Origin of the sequence: Shinella sp. WSC3-e, assembly GCF_945994535.1 — a bacterium.
GTDB lineage: Bacteria > Pseudomonadota > Alphaproteobacteria > Rhizobiales > Rhizobiaceae > Shinella > Shinella yambaruensis.
In genome coordinates this window covers 1,284,591-1,310,625 of the sequence record NZ_OZ000530.1, presented here as the reverse complement: position 1 = coordinate 1,310,625, position 26,035 = coordinate 1,284,591, and the positions used below count along the sequence as shown (strand labels likewise).

Annotated in this window: 24 protein-coding genes and 2 tRNA genes; 8 read left to right on the top strand and 18 right to left on the bottom strand. The window is 64.9% G+C overall.

The window, feature by feature from the left end; genetic code table 11:
- Positions 1 to 56 precede the first annotated feature (56 nt).
- From nagZ to AABF56_RS06650, 4 genes are all read right to left on the bottom strand, one after another.
- Entirely contained in the window at positions 57 to 1,076 is a 1,020-nt protein-coding gene (gene nagZ / locus AABF56_RS06665) for a beta-N-acetylhexosaminidase (protein ID WP_272805357.1), read from the bottom strand.
- Between the two features lie 125 nt (positions 1,077 to 1,201).
- Positions 1,202 to 4,681, bottom strand: coding sequence for an SPOR domain-containing protein (locus tag AABF56_RS06660; RefSeq protein ID WP_272805356.1), 3,480 nt, complete (start codon positions 4,679 to 4,681; stop codon positions 1,202 to 1,204).
- 63 nt (positions 4,682 to 4,744) lie between these two features.
- Positions 4,745 to 6,505 (bottom strand): arginine--tRNA ligase, encoded by a 1,761-nt coding sequence (gene argS, locus AABF56_RS06655; RefSeq protein WP_272805355.1) that lies wholly within the window; start codon positions 6,503 to 6,505, stop codon positions 4,745 to 4,747.
- Between the two features lie 67 nt (positions 6,506 to 6,572).
- A complete protein-coding gene (locus AABF56_RS06650; RefSeq protein ID WP_244765625.1) occupies positions 6,573 to 7,793 on the bottom strand; it encodes a deoxyguanosinetriphosphate triphosphohydrolase in 1,221 nt (406 codons plus the stop codon).
- Between the two features lie 218 nt (positions 7,794 to 8,011).
- Here AABF56_RS06650 and erpA point away from each other — a divergent pair, with 218 nt between their 5' ends.
- Positions 8,012 to 8,344 carry an iron-sulfur cluster insertion protein ErpA gene (gene erpA, locus AABF56_RS06645; RefSeq protein ID WP_244765626.1) on the top strand — a complete coding sequence of 111 codons (333 nt, stop codon included), beginning with the start codon at positions 8,012 to 8,014 and terminating at the stop codon, positions 8,342 to 8,344.
- 34 nt (positions 8,345 to 8,378) lie between these two features.
- Entirely contained in the window at positions 8,379 to 9,170 is a 792-nt protein-coding gene (gene xth, locus AABF56_RS06640; RefSeq protein ID WP_272807452.1) for an exodeoxyribonuclease III, read from the top strand.
- 145 nt (positions 9,171 to 9,315) lie between these two features.
- Here the strand turns inward: xth and exoR are convergent, their stop codons facing one another.
- The 6 genes from exoR to AABF56_RS06610 form a co-directional block, all read right to left on the bottom strand.
- A complete protein-coding gene (exoR, locus tag AABF56_RS06635) occupies positions 9,316 to 10,119 on the bottom strand; it encodes an exopolysaccharide production regulator ExoR (RefSeq protein ID WP_244765995.1) in 804 nt (267 codons plus the stop codon).
- Positions 10,120 to 10,484: 365 nt separating this feature from the next.
- Positions 10,485 to 11,738: an OmpP1/FadL family transporter gene (locus tag AABF56_RS06630; protein WP_272805354.1), complete on the bottom strand. Its 1,254-nt coding sequence runs from the start codon at positions 11,736 to 11,738 to the stop codon at positions 10,485 to 10,487.
- Positions 11,739 to 12,095: 357 nt separating this feature from the next.
- Positions 12,096 to 15,023 (bottom strand): valine--tRNA ligase, encoded by a 2,928-nt coding sequence (locus tag AABF56_RS06625; RefSeq protein ID WP_272805353.1) that lies wholly within the window; start codon positions 15,021 to 15,023, stop codon positions 12,096 to 12,098.
- A 139-nt stretch (positions 15,024 to 15,162) separates the two neighbouring features.
- Positions 15,163 to 15,933, bottom strand: a complete 771-nt coding sequence (locus tag AABF56_RS06620) for a PopZ family protein (protein ID WP_272805352.1) — start codon at positions 15,931 to 15,933, stop codon at positions 15,163 to 15,165.
- Positions 15,934 to 16,243: 310 nt separating this feature from the next.
- The gene (locus AABF56_RS06615) at positions 16,244 to 17,644 is read right to left on the bottom strand and encodes a TolC family outer membrane protein (protein ID WP_272805351.1); all 1,401 of its coding nucleotides are present in this window, start codon (positions 17,642 to 17,644) and stop codon (positions 16,244 to 16,246) included.
- 258 nt (positions 17,645 to 17,902) lie between these two features.
- Positions 17,903 to 18,553, bottom strand: coding sequence for a protein-L-isoaspartate O-methyltransferase family protein (locus tag AABF56_RS06610; protein ID WP_398430730.1), 651 nt, complete (start codon positions 18,551 to 18,553; stop codon positions 17,903 to 17,905).
- A 328-nt stretch (positions 18,554 to 18,881) separates the two neighbouring features.
- Here AABF56_RS06610 and exbB point away from each other — a divergent pair, with 328 nt between their 5' ends.
- The 3 genes from exbB to AABF56_RS06595 all read left to right on the top strand — a co-directional run bounded on the left by exbB (position 18,882) and on the right by AABF56_RS06595 (position 20,657).
- On the top strand, positions 18,882 to 19,955 hold the full coding sequence (gene exbB, locus AABF56_RS06605; protein ID WP_272805350.1) for a tonB-system energizer ExbB: 1,074 nt from the start codon (positions 18,882 to 18,884) through the stop codon (positions 19,953 to 19,955).
- A 4-nt stretch (positions 19,956 to 19,959) separates the two neighbouring features.
- Positions 19,960 to 20,397: a TonB system transport protein ExbD gene (gene exbD / locus AABF56_RS06600; RefSeq protein WP_244765633.1), complete on the top strand. Its 438-nt coding sequence runs from the start codon at positions 19,960 to 19,962 to the stop codon at positions 20,395 to 20,397.
- Between the two features lie 186 nt (positions 20,398 to 20,583).
- Positions 20,584 to 20,657, top strand: a tRNA-Cys gene (locus AABF56_RS06595).
- 211 nt (positions 20,658 to 20,868) lie between these two features.
- Here the strand turns inward: AABF56_RS06595 and AABF56_RS06590 are convergent.
- Both AABF56_RS06590 and AABF56_RS06585 read right to left on the bottom strand, forming a co-directional pair.
- Positions 20,869 to 21,111, bottom strand: a complete 243-nt coding sequence (locus tag AABF56_RS06590; protein ID WP_272805349.1) for a hypothetical protein — start codon at positions 21,109 to 21,111, stop codon at positions 20,869 to 20,871.
- Between the two features lie 519 nt (positions 21,112 to 21,630).
- Positions 21,631 to 21,837 carry a hypothetical protein gene (locus AABF56_RS06585; RefSeq protein ID WP_244765635.1) on the bottom strand — a complete coding sequence of 69 codons (207 nt, stop codon included), beginning with the start codon at positions 21,835 to 21,837 and terminating at the stop codon, positions 21,631 to 21,633.
- 83 nt (positions 21,838 to 21,920) lie between these two features.
- Here AABF56_RS06585 and AABF56_RS06580 point away from each other — a divergent pair, with 83 nt between their 5' ends.
- Entirely contained in the window at positions 21,921 to 22,124 is a 204-nt protein-coding gene (locus AABF56_RS06580) for a hypothetical protein (protein WP_272805348.1), read from the top strand.
- An 81-nt stretch (positions 22,125 to 22,205) separates the two neighbouring features.
- Here AABF56_RS06580 and AABF56_RS06575 read toward each other — a convergent pair whose 3' ends face one another.
- Both AABF56_RS06575 and AABF56_RS06570 read right to left on the bottom strand, forming a co-directional pair.
- Positions 22,206 to 22,700, bottom strand: a complete 495-nt coding sequence (locus AABF56_RS06575; protein ID WP_244765637.1) for a YciE/YciF ferroxidase family protein — start codon at positions 22,698 to 22,700, stop codon at positions 22,206 to 22,208.
- Positions 22,701 to 23,192: 492 nt separating this feature from the next.
- Entirely contained in the window at positions 23,193 to 23,768 is a 576-nt protein-coding gene (locus AABF56_RS06570) for a hypothetical protein (protein ID WP_272805347.1), read from the bottom strand.
- Between AABF56_RS06570 and AABF56_RS06565 the strand changes: the two genes are divergently transcribed.
- Positions 23,734 to 24,012, top strand: coding sequence for a hypothetical protein (locus AABF56_RS06565; RefSeq protein ID WP_272805346.1), 279 nt, complete (start codon positions 23,734 to 23,736; stop codon positions 24,010 to 24,012). The genes AABF56_RS06570 and AABF56_RS06565 overlap by 35 nt on opposite strands.
- Before the next feature lie 208 nt (positions 24,013 to 24,220).
- Here the strand turns inward: AABF56_RS06565 and AABF56_RS06560 are convergent, their stop codons facing one another.
- Both AABF56_RS06560 and AABF56_RS06555 read right to left on the bottom strand, forming a co-directional pair.
- Complete coding sequence (locus tag AABF56_RS06560; RefSeq protein WP_272805345.1) at positions 24,221 to 24,697, bottom strand: DUF2938 domain-containing protein; 477 nt, start codon at positions 24,695 to 24,697, stop codon at positions 24,221 to 24,223.
- A gap of 69 nt (positions 24,698 to 24,766) precedes the next feature.
- Positions 24,767 to 25,051, bottom strand: coding sequence for a hypothetical protein (locus AABF56_RS06555; RefSeq protein ID WP_244765641.1), 285 nt, complete (start codon positions 25,049 to 25,051; stop codon positions 24,767 to 24,769).
- A gap of 164 nt (positions 25,052 to 25,215) precedes the next feature.
- Between AABF56_RS06555 and AABF56_RS06550 the strand changes: the two genes are divergently transcribed.
- Positions 25,216 to 25,290, top strand: a tRNA-Asn gene (locus AABF56_RS06550).
- Between the two features lie 84 nt (positions 25,291 to 25,374).
- Here the strand turns inward: AABF56_RS06550 and AABF56_RS06545 are convergent.
- Both AABF56_RS06545 and AABF56_RS06540 read right to left on the bottom strand, forming a co-directional pair.
- Complete coding sequence (locus AABF56_RS06545; RefSeq protein ID WP_244765642.1) at positions 25,375 to 25,566, bottom strand: hypothetical protein; 192 nt, start codon at positions 25,564 to 25,566, stop codon at positions 25,375 to 25,377.
- Between the two features lie 77 nt (positions 25,567 to 25,643).
- Positions 25,644 to 25,853 (bottom strand): hypothetical protein, encoded by a 210-nt coding sequence (locus tag AABF56_RS06540; RefSeq protein ID WP_244765643.1) that lies wholly within the window; start codon positions 25,851 to 25,853, stop codon positions 25,644 to 25,646.
- Between the last annotated feature and the right edge of the window lie 182 nt (positions 25,854 to 26,035).

Here is a 26,035-nt window from a genome sequence, read left to right as displayed (position 1 = left end):
CGCCCCTTTCCTTGCCCCGCGTGGCTGCGACCGCGGGACACCATTTGCGGCGGCTGTCAGGCCACCGCGATCATGGCATTGAATTCCTCGCGCAGCGCCGCCTCGTCCGCCCCGTCCGGCGTCGGGAAGCCCGCACGCACCGCATTCGCCCGCCGCAGGCTGTCGCCGGTGAGCGGCGGAACATTCTCGGTCACCGCGATCATTTCCTCCATGATGCCATGGCAATGCAACACCATGTCGAGGCCGGCGGCAATGATTCCCCGGCTTCTTGCGGCAATATCGCCCTTCAGCGCGTTCATCGACACGTCATCGGACATCAGCAGCCCGTCGAAGCCGATATGGCCGCGGATGATCTCGCTCACCACCGTCGCCGAGGTCGTCGCCGGGTTGTCGGCATCGATGGCGGTGAAGACGATGTGGGCGGACATCGCCATCAGCTCGTCCTTCATGCGCCGGAAGGGCACGAAATCACAGGCCTCCAGCTCGGCGCGGCTCGCGTGCACCACCGGCAGGTCATGGTGCGAATCGACCATGGTGCGGCCGTGGCCCGGCATGTGCTTCATGATCGGCAGCAGGCCGCCGGCCTTGAGGCCCTCGGCCGCGGCCTTGCCCATCTCCGAGACGATCTCCGGCTCCTGCCCGTAGGCACGGTTGCCGATGACGTCGTGCACGCCCGGCACGGCAACGTCGAGCACCGGCAGGCAATCGACATTGATGCCGAGGCGCAGGAGATCGAAGGCATGCAGGCGCGACATCAGCCAGGCGGCGCGCAGCCCCTTCTCCGCGTCGGCGCGGTAGATGGCGCCGAGCGCGGCGGCATTCGGATATTGCTGCACATGCGGCGGCCTGATGCGCTGGACGCGGCCGCCCTCCTGGTCGATCAGCACCGGAATGTCCGCCCCGCCGCCGACGCAGTCACGCATCTCGGCGGTGAGGTCCGCCACCTGCTCCGGCTCGCCGATGTTGCGGCCGAACAGGATGAAGCCCCAGGGCCGCTCGCTGCGGAAGAAGGCTTTTTCGTCGGCGCTCAGGCTCAGGCCCTTGCAGCCCGAAAGGAAGGATTTCGATTCGCTCATGTCCGCAATCTTAAAGGTTCGGTGGGGAAAACGAAGCGCGCGCCCTGCCCGCCACTCGGCGACGGCCCGCGGGAATCGAAGAGGCGCGGACCATGCCCGCGCCTCCCCAGGAATTCGGCGACACCTCAGCGGGTGACGAGGCAGCTTCCGCCGGCACTCTTGTAGCGGTTGCACAGCGCATTGGCCTCTTCGCGCGAACCGGCCGGGATGCGGACGCGGAAGTAGGTGCCCTTGTTCGGAATCTCCGCCTTCCTGATGTCCACGCCGCGCCCGCCGATGACGCTGGAGAACTTGGAGGAGAGCGAATTGTAGCTCTTCTGGGCCTCCGCCTCCGAGGGCAGCGAGGCGATCTGGATGACGTAGCTGCCCGGCGCGACGGCTGCGACCTGCGTCTGTTCCGCCGTCTGCGTCTGCGTCGGCGTGGCCTCGGCGGTCCGCGTGCCCGAGACGTTGCCGTTCTCGGTGACGGTGCCGACCACGGTGACCGGCTGATCGATCGGGCGGGTGCCCGGGATCGGCGCATTGCCGTCCGTCGAACCGGTCGTGGCGCCGATCGTCGTCGTCTTCACGGTGCGCACCGGCGCGGTGTCGTCGACTTCGGCATCGGCGACCTCCGCAAGCGCGGAGCGCGGCTGGCCTTCGCCGGCCGCCTGCTCGGCGCGCAGCGAAGCATCGGCGTCGACCGTCGCGGCGGCCTCTCCCGAGGCGCTGCCGGTGGTCGCGGTCGCCTTGGCATCGAGCCCGGCAATGTCCGTCGCAGGTTCGCCGACCGTCTCCTCGCGGGCGACGAGCGTGCCGTCCGGCTTGACGATCATCGTCTTGACCTTGCGCGGCGAGACGAGCGGCTTGCTGCCGCCTTCGGCCGTTGCCGTTTCCGGCTCGTCGACGCCCGGCAGCACGCGGTTTTCGTTTTCCGCCGCGATGACCGCCTCGACGCCGTCTTCCGGACCATCGAACGGCAGGGTCTCCGGCGTCAGCGTGCGCTGGACGACGTCGACCGGCTCTTCCGTCGAGGTGACGAGCTGTTCCTGCTGCGGCGTTGCGGCCGTGTCGCCGGCAACGCGGTCATAGACCGCCTTGTCCTGGTTCGGCACGGTCTTGCCGCCCTTTTCCTCCGGCACGATCTTGACCGGCTCCTTGTCGGCGAGGATCACCCGCGGCTCGCCGGAGCCGGCCGCACCGCCGGAGAAGGCGCTCCAGGCGTAGACGCCACCGCCGCCGACCATCAGCAGGGCCGCGATGGAGGCGGCGATCAGCAGGCCTCGGCGCGGGCGAGACTGCTCCTCGTCGTAGCCGTCGCCGGCATAGAGCGTGTTGGCCTGGCCCGGATCGACGGGGATCGCCATGCGCTCCGGCTGGTTCAGCGAGCGGCGGAAGTCCTCTTCGAGGGCACGTTCGAAATCGTCGACATCGTTGATCTGCGCCATCGGCTGGCTGATGGCGGCGGCAACGGCACCGCCGGCAACGCCGGCCGACAGGTCTTCGCCGCGCGCCTTGGCGGCGGGCTCGTTGAAGAGCTGCGCCATTTCCGCGTCGATGTCGAAATCGTAGTCGGGCTGGTAGGCCGGCGGCTTTTCCTTCTCGATGACGGGAAGCTGCGGGACGTCCAGCTCGGTGACCGGCGAGACGCCTTCGTCGGTATCGGCGATCATCGTCGGGTCGAAGGGCAGCGCGCCATCGGCCGTCTCGGCCACCACCGGCTGCGGCGCGGTATAGGTGGAAACGGGAACGGCGACGGCCGGCTCGCGGCGCACGGGCGTCTGCACCTCGACGGGCCCGGCGGCCTCCGTCCGGGTTTCCGGCGCCTTGTCCTCCTGCCGCACCGGCTCCTCGTCGAGCGAGAAATCGGAAAGGTCGAGGTCGATGTCGGAAAGGTCGAATTCCAGGTTCTCCAGATCGAGCTCAGCGCCCGAGGCAGCCGGGGTCGCCATGGCGGCGGGCTCCTGGCGGGTCTCGGCGACCGGCGTGCGATAGGTGTCCGCCACCGGCTCCTGCGCGGGCTCGAAGACCGGTTCATGCGCGGTTTCGGCGACCGGCGTCCGGGCCGTCTCGACGGCCGGCTGGCGGTGCGCGACGGGCGTCGCACGGCCGAAGATCGCTGAAACGTTGGCCATGCCGCTGCGCGGCGTCGCGCCGACGGCGGCAAGGGTGGCGGCCGTCAGGGGAGAGCGGCTTTCCGGCACGGGATAGCGCTCGACCTCCGCCAGCAGGGCGTCCTGGTCGTAGGTGCGGCCGGGCTCGACCGATTCCACCCGGTAGTCGGGCTGCGCGTCGCGCACGGGCTCGGCATCCTGCCATTGCGTCTCGGCCTCGGCCACGGCGCGGGCGCGGTCTTCCCGCGTCTCGAATGGCATTTCGGCGACGAAGTGCGGCTCGTCGCGGACATAGGCCGGCTCGGCATGGAACGGTTCGGCGGCCGCATCGGACATCAAGGCCTGGAGAACCGGCTCGCTGTCGGCCTGCGTGGTCGCGGCCGCTTCGGCATTGTGTCCCTCGGAGAGCAGGTCGTCGGCGAAACCATCGCCGATCGAAAGCTCCAGCTCGCGCTCCAGGTCGAGGCCGATCTCGTCGATCGGGTTCTCCTCGGGAGCGAGCGGCTGCAGGCCGAGCACGACGGGCTGGCGCTCGTCGGCGCTGGCGGCAACGGGGGTCTCGGCAACGGGTTCGCTGCGCACGGGCGGCTCGAAACGCGGCTCCAGCCGGTCGACAAACTGGTGGCCGGCATGCGCCGCCGGCTCGATCGCGACGGACGGCACGTCGTGCACGGCCGCCTCGAGCTCGTCGGCAAGCAGCAGGGCCGGATCGAAATCCAGCTCAGGCTCGACGTCGGCCGGCGTCGCCGCGGCGACGATCTCTTCCGCGAAGGGCGGCTCGACCGCATGTTCCTCGAAGGCGGGCTCGCGGCCGGCATCGCTCGCGACGGCATCCGGCTGCTGCGCCTCCGTCGGGCGCTCTTCCTCGACAGACGGCTCGACGCCGAAGAACTGCTCCTCGAAGGCGGGCTCACGGTGGGCGGCATCGACCGGCGCAGCGTCGAGGAGGACGTCATGCTCGGCCGCTTCGGCGAAGGCTTCCTCCACGAAAGGCGGCTCGACGGCGTGCTCCTCGAAGGCAGGCTCGTGGCCGGCATCGCTCGCAACGGCATCCGGCTGCTGCGCCTCCGCCGGGCGCTCTTCCTCGACGGACGGCTCGACGCCGAAGAACTGCTCCTCGAAGGAAGGCTCGCGATGGCCGGCATCGACCGGCGCGGCATCGCGCGTCGGCACCGTGTCGAGGATGGCGTCGCGCGCCTCGGCGGCCGGCTCCGGCATATCGAACACGGGCTCGACATGGCGCGGCGCCGCCCGCTCGGCAACGACCGGCTCGACGCTCTCGCGGCGCGGCGTGTCATATTGCTCGAAGGCCCGCATCAACTCGTCCTCGAGGGCGAGAACGGGATTGTCCAATCGCGGCACAACCCGGGCGGGCTCGGAGAAGGACCTGCCGGCACCCGGAAGCGGACGCGGCTCGTAGTCGACGAGACGGGCAAGCTCGGCCAACGGGTCGTCGTCCGCCAGGAGATCCGTGTCAGCGGTTCCGCTTCGCGCGAAGTTCTTGTCTGCCATACTGCTTCCCACTCACAAGCTACAAAAACGCGTTTGCCAGCTTATTGTGGGCAAATGGTGACGTTACCGCATTTCGTTCGGCGCAGCCGTGCCTGTAATGGACAGGCCCGACTTAAGAACAGAGGCGACAGCGTGCACCAGCCCAAGTCTGGCGATACTCAATTCTCTATTTTTATCGTTAACAAACCGTAATTCCGGCTGCTCTTTGCCTTTGTTCCAGTGAGCATGGAATGCGCTGGCAAGATCATAGAGGTAAAACGCGATGCGATGCGGCTCGTGCGCCAGTGCAGCCCCCTCGATCACACGCGGATATTCTGCCAGCTTCGCCAGAAGCTGCAACTCGCTCGGATCGGCGATGTTGCCGTCGATCGCGGCAGCCAGATCGAGCGCGGCGACATCGAGGTCCGGAAAGGCCTCGGCCGCCTGGCGGAACACCGACATGCAGCGCGCATGGGCATACTGCACGTAGAAGACCGGATTGTCCTTGGACTGCTCCGTCACCTTGGCGAAGTCGAAGTCGAGCGGCTCGCTGTTCTTGCGGTAGAGCATCATGAAGCGCACCGGATCGCGGCCGACCTCGTCGACCACGTCGCGGAGCGTGACGAAGTCGCCGGAGCGCTTCGACATCTTCACCGGCTCGCCGTTGCGGAACAGCTTGACCAGCTGGCAGAGCAGCACCGTCAGCTTCGACTTCCCCTCGGAAACGGCCCGTGCGACCGCCTCCAGGCGCTTGACGTAGCCGCCGTGGTCGGCGCCGAGCACATAGATCATCTCGTCGAAGCCGCGGTCGAACTTGTCCTTGAAGTAGGCAACGTCGGCGGCGAAATAGGTATAGGAGCCGTCCGACTTGATCAGCGGGCGGTCGATGTCGTCGCCGACCTCCGTCGAGCGGAAGAGCGTCTGCTCGCGGTCTTCCCAGTCTTCCGGCAGCTGGCCCTTCGGCGGCGGCAGCACGCCCTTGTAGACATGGCCCTTGAAGGTCAGGTCGTTGATCGCGGTGCGGATCGGCGCGCCGTTGCCGGCATGCAGCGAGCGCTCGGAGAAGAAGACGTCGTGCGTGACGTTGAGGGCGGCAAGGTCCTCGCGGATCATCGCCATCATCGCGTCGATCGTCTTTTCCTTGACGATCGGCATCCACTGGTGTTCCGGCATGGCGCGCAGCGTCGTGCCGAATTCCTCGGCCAGCGCCTCGCCGACCGGCACCAGATAGTCCCCCGGATAGAGACCCGACGGGATGTCGCCGATCGTCTCGCCGAGCGCCTCGCGGTAGCGCAGGAAGGCCGAGCGGGCGAGCACGTCGATCTGCGAGCCCGCGTCGTTGATGTAGTATTCCTTGGTCACGGCATAGCCGGCAAAGGCGAGCAGGTTGGCCAGCGCATCGCCGACGACGGCGCCGCGGCAATGGCCGACATGCATCGGGCCGGTCGGGTTGGCCGAGACATATTCCACATTGACCTTGCGCCCGGCGCCGAGGGCACCCCGGCCGTAGCCGGTCCCGGCCCGGACGATCGCGGCGAGCAGCTTCTGCCAGTAGGCGACGGAGAGACGGACATTGATGAAACCGGGGCCGGCAACGCCGACATCCGCCACTTCCGGATCCTTCTTCAGCTCGGCGACGATGAGATCGGCAAGCGCCCGCGGATTGAGGCCGAGAGGCTTCGCCAGCACCATCGCGGCATTGGTCGCGACGTCGCCATGGCTCGCATCGCGCGGCGGCTCGACGCTGATACGGCCGAAGTCGAGGTCGCCACGCTTTTCACGGACGATCTCAAGTCCTTCGAGTACGTTTTTGATTCTGCTGTCGAAGTCTGTAAAAAGGTTCATCTCATCCATCCGCGCGCAGCAACCCGTTCCGGGCCATTCCTGCGAAGAAGTTCAGGTGGGCGGCTGACTATCGCAATTCGGGGGTATGGTCAAACAGCCGGCGGTGCGTGTTGATCGCGTAGTTGTCGGTCATGCCGGCAAGATAATCGCCGACATGGCGGGCGCGGGCCGATTCCGGCATGGTCGCGATGCGGTCCACCCAGTAGTGCCCCTGCATGAGCTGCGGGTCGTCCATATAGGCGTGATAGAGGTCCGTGAGGATCGAGGCGGCGTTCGCCCGCACCCGCATCACCTCCGGATGCCGGTAGATGCGCGAGAACAGCAGCCTCTTGATCTCCTTGTCGGTGACCGCCATCTCCGCGGAGAAGGTCGCAAGGCAGCGGCGCGCCCTGCGCACGTCCTCGGCGCTTTCCGGCCGCTCGTCGCCGATCGCCTGCTGGGCATAGCCGATCACGTCCTCCACCATGGCGGTGATCTGGCGGCGCATGATCTCGTGGGTGAAGCGCGAGGCTTCGAGGCCCGGATAGCGCTGGCGAACGTCGTGCATCAGCCTGGCGAGGAACGGGACCTCCTCCAGCATCTCGAAGGTGAGGTAGCCCGAGCGCAGGCCGTCGTCGATGTCGTGGGTGTTGTAGGCGATGTCGTCGGCGATCGCCGCCACCTGCGCCTCCATGCTCGCGAAACTGCCGAGTTCCAGGTCGTGCATGGCGCAGTAGTCGAGGATCGGCCGCGGCACCTCCTCGCCATGGGTGCACTCGCCGGTCGGCCCGATCAGCGGCCCATTGTGCTTGACGAGCCCTTCGAGGCTTTCCCAGGTGAGGTTCAGCCCGTCGAACTCGGCATAGCGCCGCTCCAGTTTGGTGACGATGCGCAGAGACTGGGCGTTGTGGTCGAAGCCGCCGAAGGGTTTCAGCACCTCGTGCAGCGCGTCCTCGCCGGTATGGCCGAAGGGCGTGTGGCCGAAATCGTGCACCAGCGCCACGCCCTCGGCGAGATCCTCGTCGAGCTTCAGGGCGCGGGCGAGCGCGCGGGCGATCTGCGCCACCTCGATCGTGTGGGTCAGCCGCGTGCGATAGTGGTCGCCGTCGGCGGCGATGAAGACCTGCGTCTTGTGCTTGAGGCGCCGGAAGGCGGTGGTGTGCACGATGCGGTCGCGGTCGCGCTGGAAGTCCGACCGCGTCGGGCTTTCCGCTTCCGGATGGAGCCGTCCACGGGTCGCCCAGGGGTCGGAGGCATAGATGGCGCGTTGCCCCGCGCCAAAACCCAGCGCATGTCTGTCGAACGTCATTCTTCACCTGCATTCACGCCGGCCATTGACGCGGCCGCAATGCCTTCATACCTATAGTGTGCACAGCGGCAAGTCCGGCTGCAAGCGGAGCTTGAAATACAAGCCTTTTCAAGGATTTGTTTGAGACGGTTCGCAGCAGGTCACGCCAGGAGCGGCAGAAGCGCCGTTCCGGAAGGATAGCGATTCTCTCCGGACCTTGACCCCGGCAGGAGGCAGACATGACCGACAAGTCCGTTACCATTTCCGACGCCGCCGCACGGCGCATCGCGTCGATCCTGACGGCCTCGCCCGAGAAGCAGGCGTTGCGCGTCTCCGTCGAGGGCGGCGGCTGTTCCGGCTTCTCCTATAAGTTCGACCTCGTCGAGGACCAGCAGGACGACGACCTGGTGCTCGAGCGGGACAATGCGAAGGTCTTGATCGACCAGCTCTCGCTCATCTACATGGACGGGTCCGAGATCGATTTCGTCGACAACCTTCTCGGCCAGTCCTTCCAGATCAAGAACCCGAACGCCGTCGCCAGCTGCGGTTGCGGCACCAGCTTCTCGATCTGACCTTTCAAGAACCAAGACGGGAACCTGCATGCCGATCAAGATCGCCACCTGGAACATCAACGGCGTGCGGGCGCGCATCGACAATCTCGTCGCCTGGCTGAAAGCCTCCAATCCCGACATCGTCGCGCTCCAGGAAATCAAGACGATCGACGAAGGGTTTCCGCGCGGCGAGATCGAGGCGCTCGGCTATCATGTCGAGACGCACGGCCAGAAGGGCTTCAACGGCGTCGCCCTCCTCTCGAAGATCCGGCCGGACGAGGTGAACCGCGGCCTGCCCGGCGGCGAGGAGGACGTGCAGTCCCGCTTCATCGAGGGCGTGTTCTCCGTCGAGGGCGGCGCGATCCGCGTCTGCTCGATCTACCTGCCCAACGGCAATCCGGCGGACGACCCGATAAAATATCCCTACAAGCTTTCCTGGATGGACCGGCTGATCGCCTTTGCCGAGGACCGGCTGGCGCTCGAGGAGCCGCTGATCCTTGCCGGCGACTACAATGTCATTCCCGAGCCGCACGACTGCTGGGACGTGAAGGTCTGGGAACGGGACGCGCTCTACCTGCCGCCGACCCGCCAGGCCTTCCGGCGCCTGGAGAACCTCGGCCTCACGGACGCCGTGCGCGCCTCGAGCGATGCCGTGCCGCATTATACCTTCTGGGACTATCAGGGCGGCTGCTGGCCGAAGAATTTCGGCATCCGCATCGACCATCTCATGCTGTCGGCCGAAGCCTCGGACCGCCTCGTCTCGACGGCGGTCGAAAAGCATGTGCGCAACTGGGAAAAGCCGTCCGACCACGTGCCGGTCGTGGCAGTGCTGGATTACGCGGCGTAGAGTACAGAGCCGCCCCTCATCCCGCTGCCGCGACCTTCTCCCCGCAAGCGGGGAGAAGGAAGATGGGGCGCGGCCTTGCCACAAATCCCTTCTCCCCGCCTGCGGGGAGAAGGTGGCAGGCCGGATGAGGGGGGCTATCTTGCCGCTATTCTTCCGGGCTGAACCGGATGCTCTGCGCGAGCGCCACGCCCTTGCGGCGGTCGTCCTCGCTGGCGACGGAAAAGGCCTCTTCCTGCGTGGCCTGCAGCCAGCCGCAGTCCTTCGGCGGGCAATGATCGAGCGCGGCGGTCATGAAGGCAAGGCCGCGGGCCGTCTGGCCTTCCTGGAAAAGGATGTTGCCGAAGAGGCCCATCGCGCCGGCATGGCCGTTGTTGCGCGCGCGGTTCAGCCATTTCTTGGCCTGGTGCACGCTGACATTGCCGCCCTCGCCCGAGAGCATCATGCGGCCGAGCTGGAACTGGGCCTCGGGAATGCCGAAGGCGGAGGCGGCCTGGAAATAGAGCTGGCGGGCCTGCGCCATGTCGACCTTGACGGGGCTGTCCGGAATGCCGCGGCGATAGTAGCTGGCGAGCGCGATCAGCGCATTGGCGAAGTAGCCCGTATCCTCCGAGCCCGGCTCGACGCCGGCCTGGGCGATCTCGCTGTACATCTTGAAGGCTTCGAGATCGTTTTCCGGCACGCCGTCGCCATCGGCATACATGTTGGCGAGCGCCCAGCGCGAGCCCGTATGCCCCTTTTCGGCGGCGTAGCGGTAGGCCTCGACGGCGTCGCTCTTGCGCCCCTCCTTGTAGGAGAAGAAGCCGAACTTGAAGAGATCGAAGGGGCCGCTTTCCTTGCTGACGCCGGATTGGGGATCGAATGCGAGAGCCTGGGACGCCGCCCCGAAGGAGAGCGAGAGACAAAGGCCCAATACCACTACTTTCATCGGCATCAACTCGGACTTCGGCATCACTTCTACAATTCCGCGCCGGACCTTCTTCCTAGCGCCGAACCGGGAACGCACAGGTCTCGTGCGGGTTTCCGGCAACTCCGGCGGCAATGACATCGGCTGGCTCATCGTTTCCCTGGGCGCGGCTTCCACGCGTCTACATGTCGTTATCGCTGCGCCCCGTTTGTGGCGGGAAATGGACATTTCGTCGCTCTCCCGGTTGTGTAGCAAACTCTGGAAAAAAATGTGTTGCGATTCCGTCACATATTTTGAGGCGTCGTTGTGGTTTCCCCATCAAGCCTGCGACGAGGTAACGAAACATTAACCAAGAAAAAGGGCCCGGTGATGACACCGGGCCCGATTCTGATCGCCAATGGTCCGCCGGATCAGAACTTGATCTTCAGCGACGTGGAGATCGCCGTCACGAGATCGCTGTCGAAATCGTAGGAGACGCGGCGGCCGAAGGTGCGGCCGTCCTTGACGACCTGGCCGGACGAGCCGCTCGTCAGGATGCCCAGCGCGCCGCTCAGGCGGAACTCGACATTCTCGTTCGCCGCATAGGAAATGCCCGTGCCGACGGTCCAGGTATCGGCATGCGTGCCGATGCCGGTGCTCGTGCCGCGGTCCCAGGTCAGGCTCACCGCGCCGCTGATCTTGTCGTTGAACTTGTGGCCGATGCCGCCCGAAACGGTCCAGCCGTCGCGATAGAGCAGGTCGAGCGAGGTGACCTCCGTCGGGCCGCTCGTGCGGCAGTCGATGCCGCGCGTGGCGACCGGGCAGAAGGGCAGGCTCTGCAGCTGGCTCCAGTCGGTCCACTTGACCGAGCCGAAGGCGAGCCAGTCCGGCGCGATGCCCGTCTGGAACTTGAACTCCAGCGAATCGGGCATGTCGGCGGAGCCGAAGACCGGCGTGCTGACACCCGCAAAACCCGGCAGGACGGCGCCGGGCACCTGCCGGAGGTCCATGGTGCCGGTGATGTCGTCGAGCTTCACCGCGCTGTTGTAGACGAGGCTGGTGCGCAGCGCATATTCCTCGATCTCGTAGGCGATGCCGGCGCGCCAGCCCCAGCCCTCGCCTTCCAGCTTCAGGCGGCCCATGCCGTTCAGCGGCGAGCCCTCGGGCATGGCGAAGACGAGGCGGTCCTTGAAGCCGGAAACCTCCTGGTAGAAACCGCCGCCGATCACGCGGAACTGGCCCGGCCCCATGTCGAAGGAATAGGAGCAGGTCGCCGCGTAGTTATGGCTCTCGATCTTGGTCTCGACATTGTCGTTGGCACCCGCCCAGTTGCGGCCGGGATTGATATGGGCGCCCCAGGGCTGGGAATAGTCGGCCATGCAGTCGATCGCATCGGTGATCGACGCCTTGAAGCCGATGCGCGGCACCCAGTAGCTCTCCGTGTCGCGAATGCCGTTGCTCGGCAGGCCGTTCAGGTCGCCGTCGAGGGGAATGTTGTCGCGGACATTGTTCATGTCGCGCTGCGGGTTGACGAAGGTCACCGCCGACTCGAAAACATAGTCCGAGGGATCGAACAGCAGGTCGATATTGTACCCGCCGCGCTCCAGGCCGCCCGCCTGCGCGGATGTGGCGGCCAGCAGGGCCATCGCCGTCATCCCCAAAAGGCCGATGTTCTTCCGTTTCATGCAATCCTCCCCTGCAAAAGTCCTGCGCAAACAGCAGCTGCCTCTGCTTCGCGCCTCTCCATCCCGACTATCGAAGAGGAGCGCGGGATTGGCAAACCCCAGTTTTTGCCCATGATTTCCGATGGACGTTCAAAAAATTACGTAAGATTTTCATGAAGCCCCTCAGCAGTTGAACGACCAGAAACGATTTTTCAAATATCGGGCGCTTTCCACTAATTAAGAGTTATCTTTTCCAATCCGGTAGCCGGCTGTCACTTTTTAGACACAGCCGAGATATTGCGAGCGGTCCGCCGAATAAACAACCGCGCCGGGGGACCCGGCGCGGTTTTCAAAGCATCCCTGCAAATTTGACGGGAATCAGCCCGCTTCGCTCACGCGGGCAAGCGCCACTGCCAGGCTTGCAAGCTGCTGCTCCAGCTCGGCGAAGCGCTCGCGCTCGGCCTCCACCACCTCCGGCTTGGCATTGGCGACGAACTTTTCGTTCGACAGCTTGGCCTCGATGCGCGCGGCTTCCGCCTTCGCCTTGTCGATCGCCTTTTCCAGGCGGGCCTTTTCCGCCGCCAGATCGATCAGCGTGCCGAGCGGCAGGCAGGCGGTCGCCTCGCCGACGACGATCTGCGCCGCGCCCTTCGGCGCCGCGTCCTCCAGGCGGATCTGCTCGACGCGCGCAAGGCGGCGGATCGCCGAATCGTGCGTTTCAAGGCGCTTGCGCGTCAGCGCATTGGCGCCCACCATGACAAGCGGCGCCGTCGCGCTCGGCGGCACGTTCATCTCAGCGCGCACCGAGCGGATGCCGGAGACGAGGTCGATCAGCCAGTTGATCTCGTCGGCGGCCGCCTCGTCGCCATAGGCCGGCGACGGCCATTCGGCGTGGCAGATCAGGTTTTCGCGCGTCTTGCCCTCGCCGGCCGTGTGCGACCAGAGCTCTTCCGTCATGAAGGGCATGAACGGATGCAGGAGCTTGTAGATCTCCTCCAGGACATAGGCCGCGCAGGCCTGCGATTCCGCCTTCGCCGCGGCATCCTCGCCGCTGAACACCGGCTTCAGCAGCTCCAGATACCAGTCGCAGAACTGGTTCCAGACGAAGCGGTAGAGCGTGCTCGCCGCGTCGTTGAAGCGGTAGGTCTCGATCGCCTCGGTGACGTCGCGCGCGGTGCGGGCAAGTTCCGTCAGGATCCAGCGGTTGATCGTCAGCGAGGCCGCTTCCGGCACGAATTTCGGATCGGCCGCAACGCCGTTCATCTCGGCAAAACGCGTGGCGTTCCACAGCTTGGTGCCGAAATTGCGGTAGCCGGCGATGCGGGCCGGGTCGAGCTTCACGTCGCGGCCCTGCGCGGCCATGATGGCCAGCGTGAAGCGCAGCGCATCCGCGCCGTATTCGTCGATCAGCTCGAGCGGATCGATGACGTTGCCCTTCGACTTCGACATCTTCTGCCCGTTCTTGTCGCGCACCAGGGCGTGGACATAGACGGTGTGGAACGGCTCGACCGGATTGCCGAACTCGTCCTTCATGAAGTGCAGGCCCATCATCATCATGCGGGCGACCCAGAAGAAGATGATGTCGAAGCCGGTAACGAGCACGTCGGTCTGGTAGTATTTTTCCAGCTCCGGCGTCTGTTCCGGCCAGCCGAGCGTCGAGAACGGCCAGAGCGCGGAGGAGAACCAGGTGTCGAGCACGTCCTCGTCGCGCGTCAGGATGTCGCCCGGCGCAAAGTTCTCCAGCTTCTCCTCGACCCAGGCCTTCCAGGGGCCTTCATGGGCGATGTAGTGCTGGATGGCGGCATGCAGCGCCTCCTCCTCGGTCTTCTCGACGAAGACCTGACCGTCCGGGCCGTACCAGGCCGGAATCTGGTGGCCCCACCAGAGCTGGCGGGAGATGCACCAGGGCTCGATGTTCTCCATCCACTCGAAATAGGTCTTCTCCCAGTTCTTCGGGACGAAGTTCGTGCGGCCCTCGCGGACGGAGGCGATGGCGGGCTTGGCCAGCGTCGCGGCGTCGGCGAACCACTGGTCGGTCAGCATCGGCTCGATGACGACGCCGGAGCGGTCGCCGAACGGCTGCATGACTTTCTTGTTCTCGACGAAGGGCACGTCGTTGCCTTCGGCATCCTTGACGGTGACCGCGAGGCCCTCGGCGTTGATCGCCTCGACGATGCGTCTGCGGGCCTCGTAGCGATCGAGGCCGCGATATTCGTCGGGAACGAGGTTGATGTCGTCGACCTCGGCCTCGTTCGGCAGGTCGCCGGATTTGGCGATCTCCAGCGCCTGCGCCGCGTAGAAGGCGTAGGGCTCGCCATCGGCGCGCATCGCCGCGCGCGTGTCCATCAGGCGGTAGAGCGGGATGTTGTTGCGGCGGGCGACCTGGTAGTCGTTGAAGTCGTGCGCGCCCGTGATCTTCACCGCGCCGGAGCCGAAATCGGGTTCCGGGTACTCGTCGGTGATGATCGGGATGAGGCGGCGATGTTCCTTGGGACCGACCGGGATCTCGCAGAGCTTGCCGACGATCGGCGCATAGCGCTCGTCCGAGGGATGGACGGCGACCGCGCCGTCGCCCAGCATCGTCTCGGGACGCGTGGTGGCGATGGAGATGTAGTTGCGCTCCTCCTGGAAGACGACGTTGCCGTCGGCGTCCTTCTCGACATAGGTGTAGGTCGCACCGTCGGCGAGCGGGTACTTGAAGTGCCACATATGGCCGTCGACTTCCCTGTTCTCGACCTCGAGGTCGGAAATCGCCGTTTCGAATTTCGGGTCCCAGTTCACCAGCCGCTTGCCGCGGTAGATCAGGCCTTCCTTGTAGAGCGAGACGAAGACCTCGAGGACGGCGTCGGAAAGCCCCTCGTCCATGGTGAAGCGTTCGCGCGACCAGTCGCAGGATGCACCGAGGCGCTTCAGCTGGTTGAAGATCAGGCCGCCGGATTCCGCCTTCCACTCCCACACCTTCTCGACGAAGGCCTCGCGGCCCATCTCGCGCCGGCCCGGCAGCTTCTCGGCGGCGAGCTTGCGCTCGACGACCATCTGCGTCGCGATGCCGGCGTGGTCCATGCCGGGCTGCCACAGCACGTCCTTGCCGCGCATGCGCTCGAAGCGGACCATGATGTCCTGCAGCGTGTTGTTGAGGGCGTGGCCCATATGCAGCGAGCCCGTCACGTTCGGCGGCGGGATGACGATGGTGAAGGTCTCGGCTCCGGGCTTTGCCCCCTCGCCGGCGCGGAACGCGTCCGCATCTTCCCATGCCTTGGCAATGCGCGGCTCGACCGCTGCGGAATCATAGTTCTTTTCAAGCATTTTCGTGCGTGGCCTGCTGTTTGTCGGTTGTGTTTTCTAAACCGGATGGCCGGGGCGAAGTCAACAATATCAGAAGAAAAGCCGCCCCGGGGGCTCCGGCGCGGCTTAAACCAATCTTTTGGAGAATTGGCGGCGTCGGTCAGCGGCGCGGGCCGCGCGCCACCCGTTCGATCTCTTCGCGCACCAGACGCTCGACGAGGGTCGGCAGGTTGTCGTCCAGCCATTCCTGCAGCATCGGGCGCAGCATCTCCTCGGCGATCTCGTCGAAGGACCGGCGCGGGCCGGCGTCGAGCGCCTGCGCCAGCGCGCCGAAGGACTGGGCCACGCGCTCGCCGACGGCCGGCGAGACGATCGCGGCGACATCCCGGCCGGCAGCAGCCGGCTGGGCGGCGCGTTCCTCGGCATGGGGCACGACGGCCGGCGCCACCACGTCCTCGGCAACGGGCTCAGCCTTCGCGACGGCCTCGAACGCCGGCAGGGTGCGGCCGGCACTTGCCGCCATGCGCGCGGTCACGATCGGGTTTTCCTCCCGCACGGGCATCTGCACCGGCTCGGCGGAAACGGGTTCGCGCTCCGGCATGTCACGGCTGGCGACATGCCGCTCGGAGGCGGCGCGAACGCGGGCGGCGACATCGGCAAGCGACAGGGCCGGCTGCCCGCCCTGCACCGGCTCGGCACGCGGGATCGGCTGGATCGCAGCGGAGACATGCTCCTCGGCATGCCCCTGTTCGATCACGCCGGGATGATCGAGCAGGGTGCGGCCCTCGCTCCCCGTCGTGATGTCGAAGCCCCGGTCGTCCGCGGCATCGGCCGCAAGATCCGGCATGGCTTCGTTGTTCTCGATGATCTTGCGAATGGACGCCAGGATTTCATCCATGGACGGTTCACGCGCGACATTTGGCTGAGCCATTTCTATCCCCGTTCTCTGCGGCGTCCATGGCCAGCCGCTGCGGGACCTGCCGGACATCCCGAAAACCCTAGGCGAGTTCGACGGCGAACTAAATCGCCGCGAATCATGTGTTACGAGTGATGCACAGATTTGTTTGCCCTGCCAAGGGCGAGGCTTAGGGTCTGTACAGGATAGGTGTTCTGTTGTCATGGACGGGACTGGATGGAGGCAAACAAGCGCAAGGCAAGGCACCTTGGCCTTGTCGAGCATTGTTTGCGATCAGGCGGCCCGTCCATGACAACAGAACACCTATCCTGATGGAGTCCAGACCCTAGCGACCGTCGACGGTCCGCAGGCCAAACCACTTGTCCTTGACGGCCTCGTAGTGCACTTCGGCGCGGTATTCCGCGACTTCCAGGCCCTGGCTGCGCACCGTCAGGCTGCCGGTGGCGGCCAGCAGCGAATAGCTCGCCACGACCGCATTGCGCTGCACGGCGGCAAGGTCCTCCTGCGCATCGAGCACGTTCTGCTGGGCGTTGAGCACGTCGAGCGTCGTGCGCTGGCCGACATTGCGCTCCTCGATGACGCCGCTCAGCGCCTGGTTGGCGGCGTCGATCTGCACCCGGATGGCCGCGATCGAGGCCTTGGCCGCTTCGTATTGCGCATGCGCCGTGGCGATCGTGCGCTGGACTTCCATGCGGGCGGAATCCACCAGCAGCTGGCTTTCGCCGAACCGCTCCTTGGCACGGCGGATCTGGCCGTATTCCGCGCCGCCCTGATAGATTGGGACGGTAAGCCGGGCGGACACGGTGCCTTGCAGACTGTCGCTCGGCCCGTCCTCGGTATTGACGGACTTATAGACGCTGCCCTGCAGGGAAACACCGGGCAACATGGCGCCTTCGGCCTCCTTCACGCTGAAGCCCGCGGCATCGACACTGCGCATGGCCGCGAGGATGTTCGGGTTCTCGCGCATGCCGGTCGCCACGGCATTGTCCAGCGAATTGGGCATCGCCTTCTTGGCCGGCGACGGCTGCTTGATGCCTTTCGGCATTTCACCGACGATCTGCACATAAGCCGCCTCGCTTTGCTTGAGCGAGGAGACGGCCGCGGTGAGCAGAGCCCTGGCGGAGGCAAGCTCCGCCTCGGCGAGGCTGACATCCGTGCGCGTCCCTTCGCCGACATTCAGGCGCGCATTCGCGGCGCTGAGCTGCTCCTGGAGAAAGGCGATGTTCTTCTTGCGGATCGACACGATCTGCTGGTCACGCGCAATGTTCGAATAGGATTCCACCGCGGCAAGGAGGATGGAGATCTCCTGGGCCCGCAGCGACTCCCGGTTCGCCAGAACATTCGCCTCGGCCGCCCTGACGCGGTTGAGCGTCTGGAAACCATCGAAGACCTGCTGGCTGATCGTGATGCCGTAGCTGGAGGCGACGTAATCGGTCTGCCGGCCGGCGCGCTGCCCGAAAATGTTGGCCGCCGGCCGAACGTCGAGGTTCGTGCGGGTACCCTCCACCTCGGCCACGCCCGTCACATGCGGCCGCATGCCGGCCTTGGCGATCGTCACGTTCTCGTCGATGGCGCGCAGTGCGGCGCGGGCGGCGTTGAGGTCGGGGTTGTTCTCGTAGGCCTTGGCCATGGCGCCGGCCAGCGTCTCGGCCAGGGCCGCCTGCGGCAGGACGTGGACGGCAGTGGCGAGCGCGAGCGCAAGGGCGGTTCGACGAAGAAGGGACACAGTACGAAACTCCGATCCTGGCCAGCCCGTCGCGGGAGCTGCCTTTACACACTTCTCACCGGCACGAAGGCCGGGCACACTCCATCCGGCATCGGCGGCCGGCCGCGGACGGGTCCGCTCCGCCCGCGATAATGCCTCTTCGTTCAATCAGGAACAGTCGTCAGGCCCATCAGGAAGGATTTGGTAACGACAATAGGACCGGCCCGTTGCGAAAGTGCAACAAACGGGCCGATCGAAACGATTCGCGCCGGCGCTGGCTCAGAAGACGAATTCCTTCGCCTTGCGGAAGCCCGGGAGCGGCTTGACGGCGGTGTTGAAGACGTTGCGTTCGGAAACGTGCACGCCTTCCTTGATATAAAGACGGGCCTGCGAGGCATTGCCGTAGCCCTCGACGACGACGAGGCGGCCGCCATCACGCAGCTGGGCGAAGAGCGCCTCCGGAACGAATTCCACCGCGCCATGCACGAAGATGACCTCGTAGGGCGCTTCCGGCGCATAGCCGGCCTCCAGATCGCCGGTGACGACGGCGACATTGTCGTAGCCGAGGCGGGCGAGCGTTTCCGTCGCGCGCGCGGCCAGTTCCGCGTCGCTTTCCAGTGCCACGACGGAGCTGCCGAGGCGCGACAGGATGGCCGAGGCGTAGCCCGTGCCGCAGCCGACCTCCAGCACGACATCGGTGCCGGCGATCTCGGCAAGCTGGATCAGCTTGGCGAGCGGCGACGGCTCCATCAGGTAGCGGCCGGGGGCAATCTGGATATCGTCGTCGATGTAGGCGAGCGGCTTGACGGCCGCGGGCACGAACTCTTCGCGCGCGACGGTCAGGAAGGCGTCGAGCACCTCGTGCGCCGTCACATCCGTCGTACGGATCTGGTTGTCCACCATCTTCGTGCGCGCTGCTTTGTAGTCAATCATCTCTAGCCCTGTGAGTAAGCGGCAGACCGCGGCACGAAGGCCCGGTTGCGATGCCGGATGCGTCGCAATCCTCTTAGAGCGGTTTCGGGCCGGGTGTCCATAGGCGGCGGTCGTCTGCGCGCAAAAACCGCGCTCCCGCGGTTTCGCCCGGATCGCCCACCGGAATTTCCGGGGTTTATCATGAATAAATTACTCAACATATTATTGCCTGCCCCCTCCATAATGTCGTATTGAGCAGTCAGGTTTTAGCGGCGCCTAGCGTCCGCGCCATGCCCGTTTGTCGGATGGGCACCGTTTAAATTGAGACATGCAAGAGGAATACGCCGTGCTGAAACGGTCTCGACTGCTATTCGCGATCATCCTGATGGCGCTCGCCACCCCGCCGGCCGCCCTGGCCCAGACCCAGGAAACACAGACCGGGGCAACCCAGGGCCAGGCCCAGGGAACCGCCGCCCAGACGGACGGCCAGCCGGATGCCGGACAGCCCGCCGGCGACACGACGAACGGTACGTCGGCGACAACCACCACGGAAACGACCTCGCGGCCCACGACGGGCGACGCGGCGACGACCGCCGCGGGCGAAGCCGACGGGATGGCGGACGGCGAGGAAGCGACCGAGCTCGACGCCGTCGACGATGCAGCGACGGGCGAGCGGCAGGCCGGCCTGCCGCACGACCTTTCCCCTTGGGGCATGTTCATGGCCGCCGACATCGTCGTCAAGGGCGTGATGATCGGCCTTGCCTTCGCCTCCGTCGTCACCTGGGCCGTGCTTCTCGCCAAGCTCGCCGAGCTGGCCGCCGCCCAGCGCTCGGCAAGCCGCGCCGTGCGGCAGCTGATCGTCGCGCGCGGCCTCGAGGACGGCGAACAGGCGCTCGGCCGCAACCGCGGCACGGTCGCCCGCATGACGCGCGCCGCCCGCGAGGAAATGGATGCCTCCGAAGCGGTGCTCGACCACGTTTCGGACGGCGGCGTGAAGGAGCGCATCTCCTCGCGCCTCGCCCGCATGGAGGTCCATGCCGGCCGGCGCATCGCCAAGGGTACGGGCCTGCTCGCCACCATCGGTTCCACCGCGCCCTTCGTCGGCCTGTTCGGCACCGTCTGGGGCATCATGAACTCGTTCATCGGCATCTCGAAGGCCCAGACCACGAACCTCGCCATCGTCGCGCCCGGCATCGCCGAAGCGCTTCTTGCGACCGCGATCGGCCTCGTCGCCGCCATTCCCGCCGTCGTGATCTACAACTTCCTCGCCCGCGCCATCACCGGCTACCGCCAGAACCTCGGCGACGCCTCGGCCGCCATCGAGCGGCTGGCCAGCCGCGACCTCGACGTGCGCCGCTCGCTGCGCCACGGCGCGCAGCGCAGCGAACGCGCCGCCGGCTCCGTCGTGAAGATCGGGTGACGTCATGGCGAGCAAGATCAAGGAAGGCGGCGGCGACGACCTGGAGGAGAACAGCGAGATCAACGTGACGCCGTTCATCGACGTCATGCTGGTGCTGCTGATCATCTTCATGGTGGCCGCGCCGCTCGCCACCGTCGACATCAATGTCGACCTGCCCTCCTCCGTCGCCCAGCCGACGCCGCGCGAGGACAAGCCGGTCTTCATGACGCTGAAGAAGGACCTGACGGTCTCGATCGGCAATGGCGAGATCGCCCGCGACAATTTCGGCCCGGAACTCGACGCGGTGACGGAAGGCAACAAGGATGCCCGCATCCTGCTGCGTGCCGACAAGGCGGTCGACTACGGCAATGTCATGGATGTGATGAACCTTCTGCGCGGTGCCGGATACGGCAAGATCGCCCTCGTCGGCCTCGAAGGCGGCGCCCCGGCGCAGCAACAATAAATGTGGCGCGCGCCTGCGGGCGCGCCACCCTGCCCCTGCGCCCTTCCATCGTATGTCGGATCTCTGGCCGAGGCGGAAGCAAAGACGAGCGCGAATGAAAAAAATTGCGTGTTCGGAATAAGCCCCTTGCGCCCTTTCTCAATTCGTTCTAAACGCCCGGCACCACTCGCTTTATAGCAAACGGACGGCCTCGTGGCGGAGTGGTTACGCAGAGGACTGCAAATCCTTGCACCCGAGTTCGATTCTCGGCGAGGCCTCCATTCCCTTCAAAAACGCATCGTAATTGCTTGAAAATACGAATGTATTTTTCAGGTGTGGCTGTGCCGCCGGCGGACTGCGCCTCTCTGCGCTGGCAGTTCGAGCCCGCCGGCTGGGCAATGAGCCGCGGCGTTGTTCGGGGCTGACACCCCGGGCCCGATCGAGACCGGCGGCGCGGGTGAAGCCGAAGGGTTCGTGCGGCAGTCGCTGTACTCAGCCCAACCAGAAAGTTCGGTCCCACACAGGCGTTGGCCCGGCAACCTCGTAGATGATCACGCGCACACGCCGTGCCACATCCGGCGGCACGCGTCCGTGGATGACGATGGCCTGCGCCTCGAAGACGAGTTCGATCTTGTGACCGGAGCAAAGCTCGTCATAGGCGATCGCGGCTCGGATAGAAGCGCGCAGGCCGTATTCTTGCGCGCCGAAGCCGCCGCCGAGAGATGCCTGAAACATCTCATCCTCCCTTGTTTTCGTGATTTATTGAAAACAAAGATGAGGTCGCGATGTTCCACGGCGGAGGCGTCACCCGTCTTTTCCGCGAAAGACTGCTCCGTCCGTTCAACGCCTGAGACCTTCAAAGGCGTGTTTTTCGGATGGTGGACGAGTTTCCGGGCAACGATGGAACAAAGCGCGCGCGTCCGGATTGACGCGCCAAAGTTTCATCGTGGAGGAACTGCAATGTTGGAAAGAGCGAAGGAGCGGAAGGAAACCGACAAGACGCTGATGGCGGCGGCTGTGTTGATCTTCGCGGGGCTGACGGCACTCGGCGTTCCGCCGTTCCTGCTCTTTGGGACATAACGGGGCCGGCGACAAAAAATGTCCCGGGCTTCTGGAACATCGTGCAGGGCCGCCGGTTACGGATGCGCCTCCGCGATGGTCCCCTGGCGGAGTCTTGGGTGGGGCGGGCCTTTCCGGTTTACCGGAAGGCCCGCCCCTGCCTTTATGCGAAATCGCCTTCCCAGGCATCGACGCCTATACGCCGCCCATGGATGACGCCAAAACCAGACCGAGCCCGTAGAGACTTGCGACCACAGCGCCCGCTACCAGCAGGGCAAACAGTATCCGACGGCTTGCGCGCTCCTCATGCAATCGATTTGGCTTTGGGTCTTCAAAGGATTCGACCTGATTTTCATACCGCATCGCGTGACCTCGTTCCGACCCGTCAATGGTGACCGACATCTGACGCCATCCCGCCCGGATGGAACGCCAGAATGCGCCGTACGTTTTTCAAACTTGGCACAAACAAGTTTAAGGAGAACATCATGGACGACAACCTCTTTAACCGGCTGAAAACGGACAGTGCCGCGTTGCGGAAGCGAGCACTGGAGACCAGCCAATCTGGCCAAGAGCGCGACATCGCCCTGTTGATGCAAGGCCTGGCGACTGCGCTGGATGCGATCGGCGCGCTGGCGGCGACCACGGGTCGGCTGGATGGACCGCCAGGTCTTGGGAAAAGCGGCGACTAGATGAACGAGAGCCGGGTATCAAGCCCGGCTCCCGATGTCTGGTGGTGACGTTCGATGTGTCGCAGCGTCCCGTCGTGCGGTTCAGGCCGCCTTCTTGGCGGTCGTCGTCTTGTTGATGGCGGTCACGGCGAGGTTCGTCAGCTTGTTGTTGGTCGCTTTTTCCTGGTCGAGGATTTCGCTCAGGAGCTTGTGCGCCTCGTCATGACCGAGATCCTTCGCCCATTCGCGAAGCGAGCCGTAGCGCGCGATCTCGTAGTGCTCGACAGCCTGGCATGCGGCAAGCAGGCCGGCATCAAGGGCAGTGCCTTGTGCTTCTTCCATAAGGCCGTCGGCTTCCTTGATCAGCCCTTCGATGGCATCGCACTTCTCGCCCGACGCCTTCTTGCCGATCGACTTGAAGACCTGCTCGAGCTTCTTGATCTGGTCCTTGGTTTCCGAGAGGTGCTCCTCGGCCGCCTTCTTCAGCTCGGCGCTCTTGGCGGCCTTCGCGACCTTGGGCAGGGCCTTCGTGATCGCGTTCTCTGCATAATAGACGTCCTGAAGGGTGTGCTCAAAGATATCAGCCAGCGATTTCATGATGTCTCTCCTTTGCAAGATGAAATGCGGTAGAGAAATCGTGAAGGCGGCGAAACGTTCCGAAGAGATTGGTTGTCGCTATGTCCGTCGCGCGCTGTTGGCGCGCTGCCTGGTGGCGCCCCTGACGCCAAGTTTCCAGCCTTACGGCTCTGGGACACGGAATGGAATAAAAGGCGACTGGAACGACCTCTCTTACGGCGTATTCTCCTATCGCGCCGAATGCAAGGTTCGACGTGGCAAGTCAGAACGAAGCAATGGCTGCGCAACGAATCCATTGAACTCTGGATCTCAAACGTTATCGTCTGTCTCGTTTGTTACCGAAAGGAGGATTATATGCGGCTGTTGTCGATTGTAGCCCTTGCGTCTGCGTCCCTGTTCATCACGGGGTGTGTCACGGAGACCAGTTATAACCGTGCTCAGGAAATTGTCAGGGGCAGTCCCGCCGCCAAGCGTGATGGCGTCAACAAGTGCTATGCTGGCGCTCGCCGCGCGTCACCGGCGCGCAAAGCGGAAATGGCGAAGATCATGAATGTCAGCCCCCGCCGCGACGTCGCCCGGATCTATTGCCAGCGCGCATTCAACGGTATCGCCAGCGGCCGCATCACCTACAGCGATTTCAGGACAAAGAGCCCGAGGTTCATTCGCGTGATACAGGGGCGGTAAAATCTGCTTGGGCCGGCGTTGTGGCGATTGGGCAGCAACCCGAGCCATCCGCCGGCCCTCTCCTGTCGTGATCGCCGCGCCGTCGTCGATTATGTCGCTCATCGGCACTCCGCATCGCATGGCCTTCGCGTGATGGATGCTATTGAGAGATGGCCGGGGAATGAGGTCTGAATTTCCCGCGAGGAGGCGGGCGACAACCTTCATCGTGCCCGGCTTCTTCGCCTTCGCAGATGTCGAGGCACTGAATACACTCCCAAGCAACAGGTGCGACCGGATCGCCAGTAGCGCCACCATCATGTCGCCCCCGTGCTGCGGAACCCTCAAGGCCGCCGACATACGGCCGATGTGCGCGAGATAAGGAGAGATTTCGATGCCCAGCCTCAAAACCGTCGTGGCGATCGCCATTGCCTTTGCCCTGACCGGCTGCACGGCCGCGTCCGCCCTGGAACCGATCCCGGGGAGCATCATCTACAAGGGCCAGCCGCGCACGAAGCTGATGAAGGCGCCGATCGGCAGCACGTTCGAACACCGGTTCCGCGATCGGTTCGGCGATGAATATATGGAAGTCTACCGGATCGCGCCGGATCGTTCCCTGGAACTGCTCTCCCGGCGCAGAATCGACATCGTCGAGTTCGGTTTGGGGCGGTAAGCGGTTCAAGGCTCGCGAAAAGGCCGTGATGGGTGGACGAAGCCACCACAACCTGTCAGAAGCAGCGCGGGACGCGACTGCCGATAACGTTAGATCGGGGTCGGGCGACCGATTGACGTCACGTCGCTGCCGCGAGACCACGCTGGCCGTCCCATATGCTCCTCGAGACCGCCGGAACGACTGACCGCCGCGATCCGGCGCCCTGCCCTCACCGCAGCAACAATGCCGTTCCGTAGAGTCCCAGGGCAAAAACCGTGTGCGAAACCAGATTGAGGAACCGCACCTGATTGGCATTGGGAAGCTTCGACGCTGCCACGCCGATGCCGAGGCCGGGCTGGAGGAGGAACCAGCCGGCACCGACGGTGACGATGCCGAGAATCCAGGCCGGCAGGAAGGTCGGGGCGGCGAACCAGGCCTGCCCGACCAGCAGCGCCAGAATCACGCCATAGAGGATGCCGACGGCGTAGTGGCCGATCCAGCCGAGCGCGAGCTCGGACGCATGGGGCTCAGCCCTGCTTATATCGTCGTGAAAGACGGTGCCGTTCTTCAGGTGCCAGAACCAGCGGCCGACCGGCGCCCAGTTCGGCCGCGCCTGGCGGAAGACCTTCCAGAGGACAACCGCCCACAGGTCCATCAGCACGGTGGCGCCGATGCCGATCGCCACGCCCTTCAACAGCAATTCCATATGCGCCCCTCGCCCAAACCTTGCCAGCCCGGTTAGAGCAGGTCCGCATCCGCGATGCAACAAAGCCCTTCAGCGTGCATTGCGCCGCGCCTTGCGGGTGGCCCACCAGACGGCGAGGCGGCGACGCTGGCGGCGGACGAAGGGAGAATCGTGCGAGAGCACCAGAAGGCCGAGCGGCACCATCCAGAATCCGAGCACCGGCAGGAAGCCGAGGAGGCCGCCGACGATGAGAAGGACGCCGATCGTGGTGCGAAGCCAGCGCGATTCCGGCAGTTTCATCCGAAAAGAGCCGATCACGATCTCCCGCGTGCGGGGGTCTATCCCGAAATGCATATTTGTTTTTCGCGTCGTCATCCGCCGTCCGTTTCACCCAAACGCCTGGTTTTCCAAGGCTCGTCCACCTCCCAGTTGGAGACTTCTCCAAAATCAATCAAGTCTCGTGCATTTTTTTGTCAAAAAGCGCTTGGCAAATCGATCAGGCATTTGTATTACGCGCTCACTCCGCGGCGAGCGGATGATCCCTGGTAGCTCAGCGGTAGAGCATTCGACTGTTAATCGACAGGTCGCCGGTTCGAATCCGGCCCGGGGAGCCAGATTCTTGAAGGGCTGCGCTGGATAGCGCGGCCCTTCTGCTTTTCAGCCATCGACAGATTTTCCGCTCCATGAAGCCGCATTGCCTAGCGCGGGCTGACCGGCGGGCGCTTCGTGTTCATCTGGAGTTCGTGACGGCTGGCGAAGCGGCCGAAGAGCCGGAGCAGCTTGCGTTCCTCGGCCTTGTCCAGCCCATTCCTGCGGCAATGTTCGATGACGTCGAGGACATGGCGGGGCTGGCGCGGCGTGAACTGGCGATTGTCGATGTGATGCGTCATCGGGGGCCTCCTCCGTTCGGAATTCGAACAGAGGAAGAATGCGCCGGGCCAAGCCTTTGTTCCCGGCACCCTTCGTGTCAGGCCACCATTCCGGCGCCGGACTGACCAGCCTTGCGGGAGAGGCCGTAATCCCGGTCCGGAAAGGTGCGGCGGAAGGCCTGGCTGCGGTCACGCGGCGGGGCCGTCCGGTCGGCAAGCGGCGTTCCGACCACACCATCCGCATAGGTGCCGGTTGCGATGTCGTCCTCGGGCATGGCCGGGTTCACCTGAAAAAGTCCGAAAAACATGATGCTGTCTCCAGTTTCCCTCCAAACGGCCGGGCGGGACTTGCGTTCCCATCGACACGCCGGATAGACGCAAAATTAACCACGTTTGCTAACAGATCGTTAAAACCCTCCCCTTTTTGCGATCCGCGATAGGCCCCTTCATGATCCGGTCTGTCATGATTCACGTCTTGGCGTTCGGCGCC

Coding starts and splice junctions, on each gene's coding strand:
- nagZ (WP_272805357.1), bottom strand. CDS start 1,076: ATGAGCGAATCGAAATCCTTCCTTTCGGGCTGCAAGGGCCTGAGCCTG.
- AABF56_RS06660 (WP_272805356.1), bottom strand. CDS start 4,681: ATGGCAGACAAGAACTTCGCGCGAAGCGGAACCGCTGACACGGATCTC.
- argS (WP_272805355.1), bottom strand. CDS start 6,505: ATGAACCTTTTTACAGACTTCGACAGCAGAATCAAAAACGTACTCGAA.
- AABF56_RS06650 (WP_244765625.1), bottom strand. CDS start 7,793: ATGACGTTCGACAGACATGCGCTGGGTTTTGGCGCGGGGCAACGCGCC.
- erpA (WP_244765626.1), top strand. CDS start 8,012: ATGACCGACAAGTCCGTTACCATTTCCGACGCCGCCGCACGGCGCATC.
- exoR (WP_244765995.1), bottom strand. CDS start 10,119: ATGCCGAAGTCCGAGTTGATGCCGATGAAAGTAGTGGTATTGGGCCTT.
- AABF56_RS06630 (WP_272805354.1), bottom strand. CDS start 11,738: ATGAAACGGAAGAACATCGGCCTTTTGGGGATGACGGCGATGGCCCTG.
- AABF56_RS06625 (WP_272805353.1), bottom strand. CDS start 15,023: ATGCTTGAAAAGAACTATGATTCCGCAGCGGTCGAGCCGCGCATTGCC.
- AABF56_RS06620 (WP_272805352.1), bottom strand. CDS start 15,933: ATGGCTCAGCCAAATGTCGCGCGTGAACCGTCCATGGATGAAATCCTG.
- exbD (WP_244765633.1), top strand. CDS start 19,960: ATGGCGAGCAAGATCAAGGAAGGCGGCGGCGACGACCTGGAGGAGAAC.
- AABF56_RS06590 (WP_272805349.1), bottom strand. CDS start 21,111: ATGTTTCAGGCATCTCTCGGCGGCGGCTTCGGCGCGCAAGAATACGGC.
- AABF56_RS06585 (WP_244765635.1), bottom strand. CDS start 21,837: ATGTCGGTCACCATTGACGGGTCGGAACGAGGTCACGCGATGCGGTAT.
- AABF56_RS06580 (WP_272805348.1), top strand. CDS start 21,921: ATGGACGACAACCTCTTTAACCGGCTGAAAACGGACAGTGCCGCGTTG.
- AABF56_RS06575 (WP_244765637.1), bottom strand. CDS start 22,700: ATGAAATCGCTGGCTGATATCTTTGAGCACACCCTTCAGGACGTCTAT.
- AABF56_RS06565 (WP_272805346.1), top strand. CDS start 23,734: ATGCCCAGCCTCAAAACCGTCGTGGCGATCGCCATTGCCTTTGCCCTG.
- AABF56_RS06570 (WP_272805347.1), bottom strand. CDS start 23,768: ATGGCGATCGCCACGACGGTTTTGAGGCTGGGCATCGAAATCTCTCCT.
- AABF56_RS06560 (WP_272805345.1), bottom strand. CDS start 24,697: ATGGAATTGCTGTTGAAGGGCGTGGCGATCGGCATCGGCGCCACCGTG.
- AABF56_RS06555 (WP_244765641.1), bottom strand. CDS start 25,051: ATGACGACGCGAAAAACAAATATGCATTTCGGGATAGACCCCCGCACG.
- AABF56_RS06545 (WP_244765642.1), bottom strand. CDS start 25,566: ATGACGCATCACATCGACAATCGCCAGTTCACGCCGCGCCAGCCCCGC.
- AABF56_RS06540 (WP_244765643.1), bottom strand. CDS start 25,853: ATGTTTTTCGGACTTTTTCAGGTGAACCCGGCCATGCCCGAGGACGAC.